Source organism: Chromobacterium sp. CCUG 30098 (assembly GCF_059916605.1).
In genome coordinates this window covers 645,098-660,200 of sequence record NZ_JAUCGS010000001.1, presented here as the reverse complement: position 1 = coordinate 660,200, position 15,103 = coordinate 645,098, and the positions used below count along the sequence as shown (strand labels likewise).

General features: G+C 61.4%; 13 protein-coding genes. 9 read left to right on the top strand and 4 right to left on the bottom strand.

The window, feature by feature from the left end; translation table 11 throughout:
• Positions 1-2 precede the first annotated feature (2 nt).
• From QUG03_RS03125 to polA, 3 genes are all read right to left on the bottom strand, one after another.
• A complete protein-coding gene (locus QUG03_RS03125) occupies positions 3-446 on the bottom strand; it encodes a hypothetical protein (protein ID WP_474454731.1) in 444 nt (147 codons plus the stop codon).
• Positions 430-966, bottom strand: coding sequence for a GspH/FimT family pseudopilin (locus tag QUG03_RS03120; protein WP_500819326.1), 537 nt, complete (start codon positions 964-966; stop codon positions 430-432). Before QUG03_RS03120 ends, QUG03_RS03125 begins: the two co-directional genes overlap by 17 nt.
• A gap of 183 nt (positions 967-1,149) precedes the next feature.
• Complete coding sequence (gene polA / locus QUG03_RS03115; RefSeq protein WP_235086152.1) at positions 1,150-3,918, bottom strand: DNA polymerase I; 2,769 nt, start codon at positions 3,916-3,918, stop codon at positions 1,150-1,152.
• 15 nt (positions 3,919-3,933) lie between these two features.
• Between polA and QUG03_RS03110 the strand changes: the two genes are divergently transcribed.
• The 7 genes from QUG03_RS03110 (at position 3,934) to QUG03_RS03080 (ending at position 12,654) form a co-directional block, all read left to right on the top strand.
• Positions 3,934-4,662, top strand: coding sequence for an LOG family protein (locus tag QUG03_RS03110; RefSeq protein WP_048413174.1), 729 nt, complete (start codon positions 3,934-3,936; stop codon positions 4,660-4,662).
• 5 nt (positions 4,663-4,667) lie between these two features.
• Positions 4,668-5,015, top strand: coding sequence for a DUF2782 domain-containing protein (locus QUG03_RS03105; RefSeq protein ID WP_253314188.1), 348 nt, complete (start codon positions 4,668-4,670; stop codon positions 5,013-5,015).
• A 10-nt stretch (positions 5,016-5,025) separates the two neighbouring features.
• Positions 5,026-5,970: a homoserine kinase gene (thrB, locus tag QUG03_RS03100; protein WP_500819325.1), complete on the top strand. Its 945-nt coding sequence runs from the start codon at positions 5,026-5,028 to the stop codon at positions 5,968-5,970.
• A gap of 173 nt (positions 5,971-6,143) precedes the next feature.
• On the top strand, positions 6,144-6,413 hold the full coding sequence (locus QUG03_RS03095; protein WP_019101144.1) for a hypothetical protein: 270 nt from the start codon (positions 6,144-6,146) through the stop codon (positions 6,411-6,413).
• 193 nt (positions 6,414-6,606) lie between these two features.
• Entirely contained in the window at positions 6,607-9,441 is a 2,835-nt protein-coding gene (locus QUG03_RS03090) for a YjbH domain-containing protein (RefSeq protein WP_500819324.1), read from the top strand.
• 62 nt (positions 9,442-9,503) lie between these two features.
• Positions 9,504-11,432, top strand: a complete 1,929-nt coding sequence (locus QUG03_RS03085) for an SLBB domain-containing protein (RefSeq protein ID WP_107801994.1) — start codon at positions 9,504-9,506, stop codon at positions 11,430-11,432.
• 34 nt (positions 11,433-11,466) lie between these two features.
• Positions 11,467-12,654 carry a GumC family protein gene (locus QUG03_RS03080; protein ID WP_500819323.1) on the top strand — a complete coding sequence of 396 codons (1,188 nt, stop codon included), beginning with the start codon at positions 11,467-11,469 and terminating at the stop codon, positions 12,652-12,654.
• Here the strand turns inward: QUG03_RS03080 and QUG03_RS03075 are convergent.
• Positions 12,651-13,847, bottom strand: coding sequence for a multidrug effflux MFS transporter (locus QUG03_RS03075; protein ID WP_107800761.1), 1,197 nt, complete (start codon positions 13,845-13,847; stop codon positions 12,651-12,653). The genes QUG03_RS03080 and QUG03_RS03075 overlap by 4 nt on opposite strands.
• Positions 13,848-14,033: 186 nt before the next feature.
• On the opposite strand from QUG03_RS03075, the gene arsC reads away from it, so the two are divergent.
• Together arsC and QUG03_RS03065 are read left to right on the top strand one after the other, a co-directional pair.
• On the top strand, positions 14,034-14,381 hold the full coding sequence (gene arsC / locus QUG03_RS03070) for an arsenate reductase (glutaredoxin) (RefSeq protein WP_227105311.1): 348 nt from the start codon (positions 14,034-14,036) through the stop codon (positions 14,379-14,381).
• A gap of 134 nt (positions 14,382-14,515) precedes the next feature.
• Positions 14,516-15,016, top strand: coding sequence for a MarR family transcriptional regulator (locus QUG03_RS03065; protein ID WP_043635397.1), 501 nt, complete (start codon positions 14,516-14,518; stop codon positions 15,014-15,016).
• The last annotated feature ends 87 nt before the right edge of the window (positions 15,017-15,103 follow it).

The window sequence follows — 15,103 nt, the reverse complement described above, 5'->3', positions numbered from 1 at the left end:
GGTCAAGGCTCGTCCAAGGCCAGCGCGTAACGACGCTCAAAACGACCGGCGCCGTCTCCGGCCGACATGCCGGTCCAAGTCAGCCTCACATAGGCAACGGCGCCCTGCTGCTCGCAAAGCGCCGTCATCGCGTCCAGCGCGCCGCGGCATGAGCTCGCCTCTATCGCTCCTTCCAAGCCTTCCAGCCGCTGCCGCAAACGCGCCCAATCCGCCTGAGCTTGCGACGACGCTTGCTCCGCCGCCGTCTCCGGCCACAGCAGCGCCGCCTCCCCCAGTTCGAGCGCCGCCGCGATCGCCTCCGCCCGCAACAAGGCGTCGCGGCCATGCAGCAGAGCGCGCAATTGCACCGAGGACAGCGCCAGCATCGACACCATGACCAAGAACAAGGCCAGCATGGTTTCCAGCAAGGCGCCACCGCGCACGGCGGGCTCAGGCCGGGCAGTCATGATCCGCCCTGCCGACTTCCGCCCGGCCATGAGCGCTGACCGTCAGCGTCAAGCACACGCCGGCGCGCGGGCTTTCCAGCAACAGGCGCGCGCTCTGGCCGCGCGCCAGCCGCCCGTTCGGCATGAATTGCAGCTGATCCCCTTCCGCGCGCATCCTGACCTTGCCCACGGCGAACACCAGCAGATGCAAACGCTCCTGGCTGTCGTAGCCGGCCTGGGCGCCGCCCCCTTTATCCGCATACGCCAACGCGCCGCGGTCCCACACCTGCCGCTGCTTGGCGCAGCCTTGCAATTGCAGATTGCGCTTCAGATTGGCCGCGCACACATATACCGGCCGCTTGCTCCTCAGCGCCTCGCTACGGGCAAAGTGCAATAGATTGGCCATTGCCTGGGCATGGCTGCGCAATTGCTGCGTCGACAATAAACGGCCCAGTCCCGGCGCGGCGATCGCCAGACAGAGCAGCATGATCGCCAGAACCGTCATGGCCTCAATCAGGGTGAAACCGGTCTGAGTTCGCATCGCAGGCTCCCCGTCTCATTGGGCACCTGGGTAATATATTAAGCAAAGCGAGGCGGACGAAACCGATCTTGTTCCCGCCGACGCCCGTCTGGCCAAGCATTTAGACCAGGACCAGGAAAACGACACAGGCATGAAAAAAGCCAGCCTGAGCGGCTGGCTTTCAGATGGCGACGCAAAGCTGGCTCAGTGCGCGCTTTCCCAACTTTCCCCCGCGCCCACTTCCGCCAGCAAGGGCACCTTGAGCTTGGCCACGCCGGCCATGATCTCGGGCAAGCGGCGTTTGACCAACTCCAGCTCGGCGTCCGGCACTTCCAGCACCAGTTCGTCATGCACCTGCATGATCAGCTTGCTGCCCAGGCCCTCGCCCTGCAGCCAGTCCTGCGTCGCAATCATCGCCAGCTTGATCAGATCCGCCGCCGTGCCCTGCATCGGCGCGTTGATCGCCGCACGCTCGGCGCCGGCGCGGCGCGCCGGATTGGACAACTTGATTTCCGGCAGATACAGGCGACGGCCGAACACGGTTTCGACATAGCCTTGCTCGCGCGCGGTCTCGCGCGTGGTCTGCATATACTCGGCCACGCCCGGGTAGCGCATGAAATAACGGTCGATGTATTGCTGGGCGGCGCTGCGCTCGATGTCCAGCTGCGCGGCCAGACCGAAGGCGCTCATGCCGTAGATCAGGCCGAAGTTGATCGCCTTGGCGGCGCGGCGCTGATCGGCGCTGACCTGGGACAGCTCGACGCCGAACACCTCGGCGGCGGTGGCGCGATGGATGTCCTCGCCGCTGGCGAAGGCCCGCAGCATGCCGGCGTCGTCGGACAGATGCGCCATGATGCGCAGCTCGATCTGCGAATAATCGGCGCTGACGATCACATGCCCAGGCGGCGCGATGAAGGCCTCGCGCACGCGACGCCCTTCCGAGGTGCGCACCGGAATGTTCTGCAGATTGGGATCCGAGCTGGCCAAACGCCCGGTGATCGCCACCGCCTGCGCGTAATTGGTGTGCACGCGGCCGGTGGCCGCATTGATCAGCTGCGGCAATTTGTCGGTGTAGGTGGACTTGAGCTTGGCCAGGCCGCGGTACGCCAGAATGCATTTGGGCAGCGGGTGCTCCAACGCCAGCGTCTCCAGCACCGATTCATCGGTGGAGTAGCCGCCGGACGGGGTCTTCTTCACGCCCTTGGTGGGAATGCCCAGCTTGCCGAACAGGATTTCCTGCAACTGCTTGGGCGAATTCAGATTGAAAGGCTGGCGGGCCAGATCGTAGGCCTGGTTTTCCAGCTTCAGCATTTCGGTGCCCAACTGATGGCTCTGCGTCGCCAGACGCTCGCGGTCTATCAGCACCCCGTGGCGCTCCATCGCGAACAGCACCTCGGCCACCGGCAGCTCAATGTCCCGGTAGACCTCGCGCAAGCGGCCGTTCAGCAGGCCGGAGAAATATTGATTCAAGCGCAGCGTGATGTCGGCGTCCTCCGCCGCGTAATTGGCGGCGGTGTCGATGTCCACCTCGCCGAAGCCGATCTGCTTGGCGCCCTTGCCGCAGATCTCCTCGTAGCTGACCGTGGATTCGCCCAGATGGCGGCGCGCCAGATCGTCCATATTGTGGCGTTCATGGCTTTCCACCACATAGGACGCCAGCAGGGAATCGTCGACCACTCCGGCCAAGCGGATGCCGTGGTTGGCGAACACATGGCGGTCGTACTTCAGGTTCTGGCCGCACTTTTTCTTGCCGGCGTCTTCCAGCCAAGGCTTGAGTTTGGCCAGGCTCCGCTCCAGGTCCAACTGCTCGGGCGCGCCGGCGTAATGATGGCCCAACGGCAGATAGGCGGCTTCGCCGGAGCGCACCGAGAAGCTGACGCCGATGATGCGCGCCTGCATCTGGTCCAGGCTGGTGGTTTCCGTGTCCAGCGACACCACATCCGCCGCGGCCAGCTTGGCCAGCCAGGCGTCCAGCTGCGCGGCCTCCAGAATGGTTTCATAGCGCCGCTCCGCCGCCGTTTCCGGCAGAGCCGGGCTGTCCTGCGCGGCCTCGATGGCGAACAGATCGTCGCCCTGGGTTCCGCCCGCGGTCTGCGCCACCGCCGGCATCTCCTCGCCCTCGGTCACCTCGCGGTAAAAGGTGCGGAAGCCCAAGCCCTGATACAGCTCGGCCAGACGCGGCTTGTCCTTGAGGCCGTGCTGCAGGCTGTCCAGGCCATAGGGCATGTCCGCGTTCAGATCCACATCGCACTTGATGGTGATCAGCTCGCGGCCCTTGGGCAGCCAATCCAGCGCCGCGCGCAGGTTCTCGCCCACCTTGCCGCCCACTTCCGCCGCCTGGGCGATGACGGCGTCCAGGCTGCCGTACTGCTCCAGCCACTTGACCGCGGTCTTGGGCCCGCACTTGTCCACGCCCGGCACATTGTCCACCTTGTCGCCGATCAGGGTCAGATAGTCGACGATCAATTCCGGCGGCACGCCGAACTTGTCCTTGACCCCGTCGCGATCGAAGGTTTCATTGGTCATGGTGTTGACGATGGACACCTGTCCGTCCACCAACTGCGCCATATCCTTGTCGCCGGTGGAGATGACCACCCGCATGCCAGCGGCCGCGCCGGCGCGCGCCAGCGTGCCGATCACATCGTCAGCCTCCACGCCCGGCACCACCAGCATCGGCCAGCCCGAGGCTTGCACCACCTCATGGACCGCCGTAATCTGGGAGGCGAGTTCCTCCGGCATCGACGGGCGATTGGCCTTGTACTCGGGGTAAAGGTCGTCGCGAAATGTCTTGCCTTTGGCGTCGAAAACGCAGGCGCTATAATCGAACTGCACTTCCTTCTCCAGCCGCCTGAGCATGTTCACCATGCCATAGACAGCCCCCACCGGGCGGCCATCCGGAGAACGCAAATCGGGCATCGCGTGAAAGGCGCGGTACAAATAAGAAGAGCCGTCGATCAATAACAGTGTTTTCATAAAAAGAGGCAGAATATGAGCTTGTCCGATAAATTACCGCAAACCAGCGATCGTCACGCGATGATGCAGCGTTTCCGTTCCCGCGAAGCCTGGCATGTGATGAAGATCATGTCGGAGTTTGTCGATTCGGCGGAAGCCTTGCAAGGCATCATGCCGGCGGTGAGCATCTTTGGCAGCGCGCGCACGCCGCGCGACCACAAGTATTACAAATTGACCGAAGAAGTCGCGCGTCTGCTGTCGGACTCCGGCTTCTCCGTTGTTTCCGGGGGCGGCCCCGGCATCATGGAGGCCGCCAATAAAGGGGCATTCTACGGCAGAAGCCCGTCGGTGGCGCTGAATATCGTGCTGCCGCACGAACAAAAACCCAATGAATACCAAGACCTGAGCATCAAGTTCAACCACTTCTTCAGCCGCAAGGTCATGTTCGTCAAGCACGCTATCGCCTACGTGGTGATGCCGGGCGGCTTCGGCACCCTGGACGAAATGTTCGAGGCCCTGACGCTGATACAGACCGGCAAGAGCCGCAAGATCCCCATCATCCTGTGCTGCCGCGAGTTCTGGGAGGGCCTGCTGGACTGGGTCAAGGACAGGCTGATCAGCGAAGGCATGATCAATCCCGAAGACATGAATCTGATCCAACTGATCGACGATCCGCGGCAAATCGTCGAAACTATCTTCAAACATTACGAAACCCGCGGTTTTGAAGCGCTGCCGGAAGAGCGCGAACAACTGCTGCACCTTTAAAACTGATGACAATCAAGGACCACGCCATGCGCCGCCTGCTCGCCGCCCTCGCCCTGCTGCCATTGACAGCCGCCTGGGCCGATACGCCCCCTCCCGCCAAGACCCCGGTGCCGCCGCCGCCGACGATCAGCGAACAAAACGCCGCCACCGCGGAACCGGAGGTGCGCATCATCCAGAAGGGCGAGGAGAAGATCGAAGAATACCGGCTCAACGGCCACCTCTATATGGTCAAGGTGACGCCGTCGCACGGCGTGCCCTATTACCTGATGGACGACAACGGCTCCGGCACCATGAAGCAGATCGACCCCGCCAACCGCATCATCATCCCGCGCTGGGTGCTGATCCGGTTCTGAGAGGGCCACTATGTCGGTTTACACCACGGTCAGCCATGACCAGATGCAGGAATGGCTCAAGCGCTACACCTTGGGCCAGTTGCTGGACTTGAAGGGCATTGCCTCCGGCATCACCAATACCAATTACTTCCTCACCACCACGCACGGCCGCTATGTGCTGACGCTGTTCGAAGCGCTGAAGCTGCAGGAACTGCCTTATTACCTGACGCTGATGAGCCACCTGGCGCGCCACGGCGTGGCCTGCCCGGCGCCGGTGGCCGACAACACCGACCAGTTCGCCTCGATGCTGGCCGGCAAGCCGGCCTGCCTGGTCAGTTGCCTGGACGGCGCCGACGTCGCGCAGCCCACCCCGGCGCAATGTCGCGCCGTAGGAGAAATGCTGGCGCAAATGCATATCGCCGGCGCCACCTTCCCCGGCAAAATGGCCAATCCGCGCGGTCCGCGCTGGTGGAGCGAAACCGCGCTCCAGGTCTACCCTCGCATGGACGAAGACGCCGCCGCCTTGCTGCGCGAAGAGGTGCAACTCCAGGACAGCCACCGCTTCGATCACCTGCCCTCCGGCGTGATCCACGCGGATCTATTCCGCGACAATGTGCTGCTGGACGGCGACCGCATCGCCGGCTTTATCGACTTTTACTACGCCTGCAACGACGTGCTGCTCTACGACCTGGCCATCGCCGTCAACGACTGGGCCCGCAAAGCGGACCACGGCATAGACGACGAGCGCGCCGCCGCGCTGCTCTCCGGCTATCAGTCGGAACGCGAACTCACCACGGAAGAGAAAAAAGCCTGGCCGCTGATGCTGCGCGCCGCGGCGCTGCGCTTCTGGGTGTCGCGGCTGCAGGATCTGCATTTCCCGACGGCGGGCGAGATGACCTACACCAAGGATCCCAAAGTCTTCCAAACCGTGCTGGAGGCGCATCGCTCGCGCAGCGACTACTGGCTGCGACATTAATGGCACACTCACTCCCGTCGTGTTGACAAATCCTCAGTTGTCACTTTGCAGACTTACAGTCCTGCACTATGCTGATGGCAAGCAGTATTGATTTTATGAAGTTGATAGTTTTCCTGTTTTAAATGTTGCACTTAGATTAACTTCGAAGCACAAATACACAAGGGCACACTATCATGTTGAAGAAAGTCTTTATTCTTGCCTTGGCTGGCCTGCTCTCTGCTCCGGTGTTTGCCGCAGAGGAAGCCGCAGCGACCTCGGCGGCGGGCAGCAGCGCCGCCGGCACCACCTCCGCGGCAGCCGCTGGCGCCGCAGGCACCACTGCCGGCATTGCCGGCCTGAGCGTAGGCACCATCGCCGCCATCGGCGCAGCGGTCGCCGCAGCGGTTGCAGTTTCCAGCAACAGCGACTCCTCTACCTCCCACTCCGCCACCACCCACCATTAAACCGCCGTGCCTATGCACTGCGGCTTGACCGGACACTGGCCTTCGTCCCGAACAGGCAGCCTGCCTGCGCCCGCAACAGGCTGCCTGTGTTTCTGCCTGCGTCTGACATAGACGCTGCGTAAGCTTGACGTTCTTTATTGATATTCATTTGTTGTTTGCAAGACCAAATCAATAACTCTAAATAAAGCAATCCATGCGTGGCATTCTGATAAAAGGGATCGTTTTCGGGGGTAGTTGCGGCCTGCTGTTGCCGGTTTACGCGCAACCGTCGCTCAATGGCCAATCCGGCTACATCAATATGCCGTCGGCGGACCTTGGCCGCGATGGCTCCTTAAGCTTTGGTTTCAGCTCCGACAAGCCATACAGCACCTTGTGGGTCTCGGCAACGGCGCTTCCCTTTCTGCAGATTTCGGGGCGTTATATCTCTATTGCCGGCATTGCCGGTTTTGACGATCAGCAATACGGCGGCGGCTACGGCAGTTATAAAGACAAAGCCATCGACACCAAATGGCGTTTGCTTGAAGAGGCCGACTTTTGGCCCGCGCTCTCCTATGGCCGAACGGATATTTTCGGCACCGCCCTATGGCGCGGTGATTATCTGGTGGCCAGCAAGCGCCTCCGACCCAACCTAGAAGTCTCGGCGGGTGTCGGCTCCGGCCGGATCGAAGGCCCTTTCGGCGGCCTGCGCTGGACGCCGGAACGCTTCCCCCGCTGGTCGCTGGTAGCTGAATACGACGCGAATCACTATATATCGGATATTCGTTCCAAAGACACCTTCGCTTCGCAAAGAAAAAAAGGGCCTGCGGCCGGCATTGAATACCGATGGGGCTGGCTGGGCCTGCAGTTAGCCAAGCAAAAAACCCATGCCAGTCTGAACGCCTCTATCGAAATCCCCTTGAATGAGCGCGAATTCGTTCCCAAAATCAGCGAGCCCGCTTATTTCAGCGGTGGCCCCGAAGTCCCGCTCCGCCCCACCTTGCGTCAATGGCATGCCAATAGCGCCTATGGCCACAGCCTTGTCAGCGCCTTGAGCAAACAGGATTTCAAAAACATCCGCATCAGCATGCGCGGCGACGAGTTCGTACTGGAATTGAACAATAGCCGAATTTCCAATGTGGGCCGTGCGGTGGGCCGCGCGGTTCGCACCGCGTTGTACTTTACCCCAATTGAAACGCGCAGCATCCGCGTGGTCTACACCAAGCTGGAACAGCCAATCGCGACCTATAGTTTTTTCAAGCTGTCCACCTTGAACGACTACCTGCTGGGCAAGATCGATCGCCAACGCTTTCTGGAAAGCGTCAGCATCACGCCAGGCAAGAACTTGGAGTTGGAGGAAGTCGACGCGCAGCAGCTCAGCGCCAGCATCAAAGACAGCGTCAACCTGGAGATTTTGGCGGGCAAGGACGGCGACATTGTCCAGCTTAACGCCGAGGACAACGAGGCCAATCGCTTCCGACTGGTGCCCAAGACCGGGGTTTACTTCAATGACCCCAGCGGCGCCTTCCGCTATGAAATCGCCGCCGCCGCCACCTATACGCGGCGTATGGGAACCGGCTTGTTTCTGAATAGCGCACTCAGCGCCAATCTCTACAACACGGTCTCCGGCGTCAAACAGCCATCCAACAGCCTGCTGCCTCATGTCCGCTCCGACGTGGCCGAATACAAGAAAACCAATTCGCCCAAGCTGGACCGCCTGCTGCTGAACCAGTATCTGACCCTGGGGCCGAATACCTATGCCCGCGCCTCCGCCGGCATTTACGAGGAAATGTTCCGCGGCGCCGGCGGCCAGATCATCTATTACCCCGAAACCCGCCACTGGGCGATAGACCTCGCCGTGGACGCCTTGCAGCAACGCGACTTCAAGGGCTGGCTCGGCAAACGCGATTACCAGACAGTCACCGCACTGGCCTCGCTGCACTATAAATTGCCGATGAACGTCACCGCCACGGTGCGGGCGGGCCGCTTTCTCGCCAAAGACAGCGGCGCCCGTCTGGAGCTGAAACGCCGCTTTCGCTCCGGCATCGAGATCGGCGCCTGGTACACCAGCACCAACGGCAACGACATCACCTCACCCGGCCTGCCCAGCTCGCCCTATAAGGACAAGGGCTTGTTCATTTCCATCCCGCTGAACAGCATGTTGACGCTGGACACCCAGGCGGTGGGCAATTTCGCCCTGTCCCCATGGACGCGAGATGTCGGCCAGATGGTGATGTCCCCCGGAGACCTCTACGATCAGCTGAACGACCCGCGCAGCGATGTGAACGCCTACGACGGCCTGGGCAATTTCGCCGAACGGCCGGATGAGCAAGACCTGCCTCAAGTCAACCCGCCCGCTCCGTCTTTCCATCCCTGGCCATCGGTGCGGCTACGGCTGAGCGACTCCTCCAAGCAGTTCGCGTCCATGGAAGACAAGCCAGGCGCCGTGGCCATTGCTGCCGGCATGACCCTGGCGGCGATAGCCCTGGACAAGCCGGTGAACCAGGCGGTGGGCCGGCATCAGGACAACCGCCTGCTCAAGGGCTGGAAACAAATTGGCAAGACCCTGCCTGTCGCCGTGCTGGGTCTGGCGGGCGGCGCTTTCGCGCTGGGCGACGACAGGCTGAGCAACACCGGCTTGATCGCGCTGGAATCCTCGGCGCTGTCCGCCGCCGGCAGCATCGCGCTGAAGAGCTTGGGCAATCGCGCGCGGCCAAACACCAGCGATAACCCTTGGCAACAGCAGCCGGCGGGCAGTTCCCGCTTCCAAAGCAGCTTCACCTCCAATCACGCCGCAGTGCTGTTCGGCGCGCTGACGCCGTTTGCCAAGGAATACGACCAGCCCTGGCTGTATGGCCTGGCCGCCATCGGCGCGCTCGGCCGCGTCGCCGGCAAGGACCACTGGTTGTCCGACGTCGCCGCCGGCAGCCTGCTCGGCTACGCCTCCGGCGCCTGGCTCTGGCACGCCCAGCGGGACGAGTCCCGTTATCGCACCTCGCTGATGCTGGGCCCCAAGCAGGCCGGCATTCAAGTTTCGAAATCACTGGATTGAAACGACCTCCCATGACCCATCCGCTCGCGACCATGACTGCTTATCCAAGCCTCCGCCGCCAGATGATCCCGCTGCTTATCGCCCTGTGCGTCGCCAGTCCCGTCTACGCGGCCGCAAACGCCGCCGGCAATTTCTCCAGCACCATGATGCCCAGCTATGAGCCGGACCCCATGATGTACGGTCAACCCAGCATCAACAATCAGGCCCCGCTTGCCCAACCGCAAGCGTGGCCGCCCCAAACGCCGCAACCGCAATGGCAGCAGCAACGCAGATTGTCTCCTTCCTCCAGCACAAAACAAGACAAACGCGACCCGCTGCAAAATGGGCAGCAAGAAGAGAAACTGCCACCCTTCGTCGAATACGTGAAAGTCGCCACCGGCAACATCCTGCCGGTCTTTGGCGCGGACCTGTTCGACAGCCCTCCGTCGACCTTTGCCCCCAGCGGCGCCGCCCAGGTCAATCCGGACTATGTGATCGGCGCCGGTGATCAGATCCAGGTCAAGGGCTGGGGCATGGTCGATATCGACCTGACCCTGACCGTGGAACGCAACGGCACGGTCTATCTGCCCAGAGTCGGCGCCATCGCGGTGGCCGGCGTGAAATTCAGGGATTTGCAAGACACGCTGAAAAAAAGCGTCTCACGCGTATTCCACAACTTCGATCTGAGCGCCAGCCTGCTGCAAACCCGCGCCGTGCAGGTATACGTCGTCGGCAATGCGCGCGCGCCCGGCAGCTATACCCTGGGCGGGATGAGCACCTTGCTGAACGCGCTGTTTGCCGCCGGCGGCCCCAACGACAATGGATCGATGCGTCATATCCAATTGATGCGCGACGGCAAGGCGGTCGGTCAGCTCGATCTTTACAAGATTCTGGTAGATGGGGACAAGTCCAGCGATCTGACCCTGCGCGACGGCGACGTGATTCAAATCCGACCGACGGGCAAGCGGGTCGCCCTGCAGGGCGACGTCAAACACCCCGCCATCTATGAGTTTGCCGACGGCGACAGCGTCGCAGACCTTTTGCATTGGGCCGGCGGCCTGGAATCGGCGGCGGAAGGCAAGGCTTGGCAATTGGAGAAAAGCGTAGACAATCGCTTCGAACCGCAATGGCAGACGCCCAATGGGAAAAGCGGCCTTGATAACGTCGCCCTAAGACAACTCAAGCTGGCGGCCAGCGATATTTTCCGGGTGTTCGCACCCAACGCGCTGCCGGTGAACATTCAGCAAGACGCCGAATACGTCCGAGTCAGCGGAGAAGTGAAACAAACCGGCACCTTCCTGCTGCAAAAAGGCGAGACCCTGCGCGATCTGGTCATGCGCCTGGGCGGCTCCACGGAAAACGGCTATGTCTTCGCCACCAATTTACAGCGCGAGAACATCAAGAAAGAACAGCAGGCCAAACTGGATGAGGTGGCCAATCGCTTTGAAAAGGAACTGGAGCAGGCCTCCGCCGCGCGCCTGTCCAAACAGACCGATAAAGACAATGTCGCGGCCATTACCGCGGAAGTCGAGCGTCAGCGCAAACTGGCGGAAAAAATGCGCGCCATCAAAGCGGAAGGGCGCGTCGTGCTGGAGCTGAGCGGCAGCGGCGCCCAAGTCAAGGACCTGCCCGATCTGCCCCTGCAGAACGGCGACTCCATCACCATCCCGCGCCGGCCCGGCACCGTCAATGTCCTGGGCTCGGTTTACCAGAGCAATGCCTTCATCTACAGGCCGCAACGCTCGGTGAAAGACTATCTGGACCTGGCCGGCGGCATCAGCCAGACCGGCGACAAATCCGCGACCTATGTGATCCGGGCCGATGGCACCGTGGCCAGCAATAATAATGCGGGCTGGTTCAACAGCCTGGGCGGCAAGCGCATCAATCCGGGCGACACCATCGTCGTTCCCGACGAGCTCGTAGTCAGCAGCTGGACTCAGTCGCTGAAGGAATGGACCTCGATTCTCTATCAGTTCGGGCTGGGCGCCGCCGGCTTGAAAGTCTTGAAATAAGACAAGGCCTCATCACTTAACTCGGGATTCAGACATGTCCACACACGACAGGGCAGAAGCTCAAACCGTACCTTCCGATGACATCGATCTCATCACCGTGCTGAAAACCTTGCTGAAACACAGGCGCTGGGTCATCGGCAGCGTTATCGCGCTGGGCAGCGGCGCCTTGATCCTGAGCCTGACGCTGCCGCCGCTATATACCTCCACCGCCAAGATCCTGCCGCCCCAGCAGCAAAACTCGAGCATGAATATGCTGCTGGGCCAACTGGGTGGACTGGCCGGCGCGGCCGGAGGCATCACCGGCCTGAAAAACCCGGGCGAACTCTATATCGGCCTGCTGCAAAGCCGCACGGTGGCGGACAATTTAATTCAACAGTTCAAATTGAAACAGCGCTACGCCACGGAAACGATGGACGAAACCAGAAAGGCATTACAGAGCGCCAGCGCCTTCAACAGCGGCAAGGACGGCTTGATCAGCATCAACGTGGAAGACAAGGATCCCCAATTCGCCGCGGCTCTGGCCAACGGCTATATCGCCCAATTGATCCGGCTCAATCAATCCCTAGCGGTCACCGACGCGGCCAAACGCCGGCTGTTTTTCGAGACCCAGCTAAAACAGACCAAGGAGCAATTGGCCACCGCGGAAACCGCGTTGCGCCAGACCCAGGAGCGCACCGGCATGATTCAGCCGGATGGTCAGGTCCAGGCCATTATGAACACCGTTACCCAGCTGAAAGCCAGCATCGCCGCCAAGGAAGTGCAACTAGAGGCCCTGCGCAGCTACGCCACCGAACAGAACCCGCTCTATCAACGCAGCCGGCAAGAACTGGCCGGTTTGAAAACGCAATTGGCCAAACTGGAAAACGGCGCTGCAATCGCCGGCGACGTGATGGTGCCCACCGGCAAAATGCCGCAATCCGGGCTGGAATACCTGAGACGGCTACGCGAGGTAAAGTACCAGGAGACGATTTTCGAGCTGCTGGCCAAACAATATGAACTGGCCAGAATCGACGAAGCCAAGGATTCGTCACAAATCCAGATATTGGACAGCGCCGCAATACCCGAGCTCAGAAGCAAGCCTATTCGCTCTTTGATCACCGTCGTGGGACTATTCAGCGGCTTGGTGCTCGGCATCGCGCTGGCCCTACTGCGCGAACGTTTCCAGATCGCGCAACAGTCCGGCCGCCTGCATGAATTGAACTGGGCGCTGAAAGAGCGCTAGCGCGTCACCCGCCGCCTATACCCCATCCGGAACACGAAGCCCAGGACCAGCATCACCATCATGCTGGCCGCCAGGCTCAGCGGGCTGGACCAGACCAGCGGCGCGATCAGGCCGGCCACCACGCTGGACATCATGGTCTGGAAGAAGCCCTGCAGCGAGGAAGCGGTGCCGCGCAGCGATGGAAACTGGTCCATCAGGTTTAGGGTGATGGACGGCGCAGCGATCGACATGCCGGTGGTGTACAACGCCAACGGCAATACCGCCCACGGCATCGCGGCCTCCGGCGCCAGCAGGTTGTACAGCAGATTCCAGCCTGCGGCGACGAACATCACCGCGTAGCCGCGCGACACGATGTCCTTCTGCGCCACCCGTCCGGCCATCTTGCCGGACAGATAGGCGCCCAGCATGATGCCGGACACGGCCGGGCCGAACATCCATAGAAACTGTTCCGGCCCCAGGTGCAGATGCTGCATCAGAAACACCGGCGCTGACGGTATGTAAAGGAAGAAGCCGGCGAAATTGAAGGACACCGCCGCGGTCAGCAACTGGAACTCGCGCTTGCGCCCCACCTGCCAGTAATTGGCCAACAGGTATTTAACCTTCAAGGGCTGGCGCGCGGACTCGTGATGGGTTTCCGGCAAGGCGAACCAGCTCATCAGGAACAGCGCCAGACCGATCAGCGCCATGAAGACGAAGATGGAATGCCAGCCGAAGGCGCCGAACAGCCAGCCGCCCACCACCGGCGCAATCGCCGGCGACAGCGAGAACAACATGGTCACCTGCGACATCAGCCGCTGAGCGTCGGCGCCGTCCAGCTTGTCGCGGATGATGGCCCGCCCCACCACCAGGCCGGCGCCGCCGCAAAAGCCCTGCAGCGCGCGGAACAACAGCAATTGCCCCAGGCTGTCCGACAGCGCGCAGCCTATCGACGCCAGGCTGAACAGCAAGGTGGTGACCAGCACCACCGGACGGCGGCCCACCGCGTCCGAGATGGAACCGTGCCACAACATCATCACCGCGTAAGACAATAGATATACCGTCAACGCCTGCTGCATCTGCAAGGGCGAGACCGCCAGGCTTTGCCCGATCGCGCTCATCGCCGGCAAGAAGGTGTCGATCGAAAACGGCCCCAGCGTGGACAGGGCCGCCAACAGGATTGCCAGCCCGAAGTGGCTGCGTGTGGTGGGATGCATGGCGGATAAATAACAATGAGAGTCAATGCATGGTAACGGTTGGGCCGGAACTTGCCAAACCGGACTGATGTAAATAAAACGTCATAGCCGGATATCGCTACGCTCAGGCGCGCGCCGCTGGCGCCGGCTTCGATTTCGTGCCACGATCAATCCACTCCACGCCGGCCATAACAAGGAGAGACCAGCATGATTCGCCTGTACCACAACCCGCGCTGTTCCAAATCCAGGGAGGCGCTGAGCCTGCTGGAGAACGCCGGCGCGGAAATCGAAATCGTCGAGTATTTGAAGCACCCGCCCAGCTATGAAGAGCTGGAGCGCCTGTTGACGCTGCTGAATATGGAACCGCGCGATCTGATCCGCCAGAAAGAGGAGGAGTACGCCGAACTCTATCTGGACGACATCACGCTGGAACCCAGACACCTGATTACCGCCATGATAGACAATCCCAAGCTGATTGAACGTCCTATCGCCGTTTGCGGCGATCGCGCCGTGGTGGGACGTCCGCCGGAGCGGGTGCTGCAGCTGCTGGGCTAGCCTTAGCCGGCATCGCCCATCAGCGCCCAGGGCTTTGGCCTTGGGCGTTTTTGCATGCGGCCGCCCCTGCCCAGCCCATTGCCTTCAAAATTATCACTTGCGGAATAGTAACTTCCGTTACTAAAATAACGGCTATGAATCCAACCAAGTCATTTCAAACGCTTGAGCAGGCCGTCAATCGGATCGAAGCGCGTTTTCCCGGCGTGCCGCGCCAGGAAGTCATTCTGGCGCGCTTGCTGTACCACATCCTGCCGCGGCTGTCCGCCCACCTGTGCGACAAGCTGAAGCATCACGGCCTCAACGAGACGGTGTGGATGGCCCTGCTGGCGCTGTACGCCTGTCCGCAACAGGCGCTCTACCCGTCTGAAATCAGCGACACGCTGGATTCATCGCGCACCAACGCCACGCGCATCGCCGACGAACTGGTCAAAAACGGCTGGGCGGCCCGCTCGCCCAGCGCGGAAGACCGACGCAAGATCCTGCTGGAGTTGACGCCGGGGGGCGTGCAACTCGTCGAATCGCTGCTACCCGTCTCCCGCGAATGTCACCGGGAGCTGTGGTCGGATTTCGACGCCGCGGAAAAGCAGGAGTTCGAACGCTTATTGCGCAAACTGCTCTGCAGCCTGGGCGGCTGAAGCTGGGGAACTGGCTTTTTTTCGTCCTTATAATAACTTGCGTGACTATCACATCATCAATCACTTCATCAATTGCTAATACAGCAA

What these genes read in the sequence shown, in the direction of transcription:
- QUG03_RS03125 (WP_474454731.1), bottom strand. Translation starts at nt 446, where the DNA reads ATGACTGCCCGGCCTGAGCCCGCCGTGCGCGGTGGCGCCTTGCTGGAA.
- QUG03_RS03120 (WP_500819326.1), bottom strand. Translation starts at nt 966, where the DNA reads ATGCGAACTCAGACCGGTTTCACCCTGATTGAGGCCATGACGGTTCTG.
- polA (WP_235086152.1), bottom strand. Translation starts at nt 3,918, where the DNA reads ATGAAAACACTGTTATTGATCGACGGCTCTTCTTATTTGTACCGCGCC.
- QUG03_RS03110 (WP_048413174.1), top strand. Translation starts at nt 3,934, where the DNA reads ATGAGCTTGTCCGATAAATTACCGCAAACCAGCGATCGTCACGCGATG.
- QUG03_RS03105 (WP_253314188.1), top strand. Translation starts at nt 4,668, where the DNA reads ATGACAATCAAGGACCACGCCATGCGCCGCCTGCTCGCCGCCCTCGCC.
- thrB (WP_500819325.1), top strand. Translation starts at nt 5,026, where the DNA reads ATGTCGGTTTACACCACGGTCAGCCATGACCAGATGCAGGAATGGCTC.
- QUG03_RS03095 (WP_019101144.1), top strand. Translation starts at nt 6,144, where the DNA reads ATGTTGAAGAAAGTCTTTATTCTTGCCTTGGCTGGCCTGCTCTCTGCT.
- QUG03_RS03090 (WP_500819324.1), top strand. Translation starts at nt 6,607, where the DNA reads ATGCGTGGCATTCTGATAAAAGGGATCGTTTTCGGGGGTAGTTGCGGC.
- QUG03_RS03085 (WP_107801994.1), top strand. Translation starts at nt 9,504, where the DNA reads ATGATCCCGCTGCTTATCGCCCTGTGCGTCGCCAGTCCCGTCTACGCG.
- QUG03_RS03080 (WP_500819323.1), top strand. Translation starts at nt 11,467, where the DNA reads ATGTCCACACACGACAGGGCAGAAGCTCAAACCGTACCTTCCGATGAC.
- QUG03_RS03075 (WP_107800761.1), bottom strand. Translation starts at nt 13,847, where the DNA reads ATGCATCCCACCACACGCAGCCACTTCGGGCTGGCAATCCTGTTGGCG.
- arsC (WP_227105311.1), top strand. Translation starts at nt 14,034, where the DNA reads ATGATTCGCCTGTACCACAACCCGCGCTGTTCCAAATCCAGGGAGGCG.
- QUG03_RS03065 (WP_043635397.1), top strand. Translation starts at nt 14,516, where the DNA reads ATGAATCCAACCAAGTCATTTCAAACGCTTGAGCAGGCCGTCAATCGG.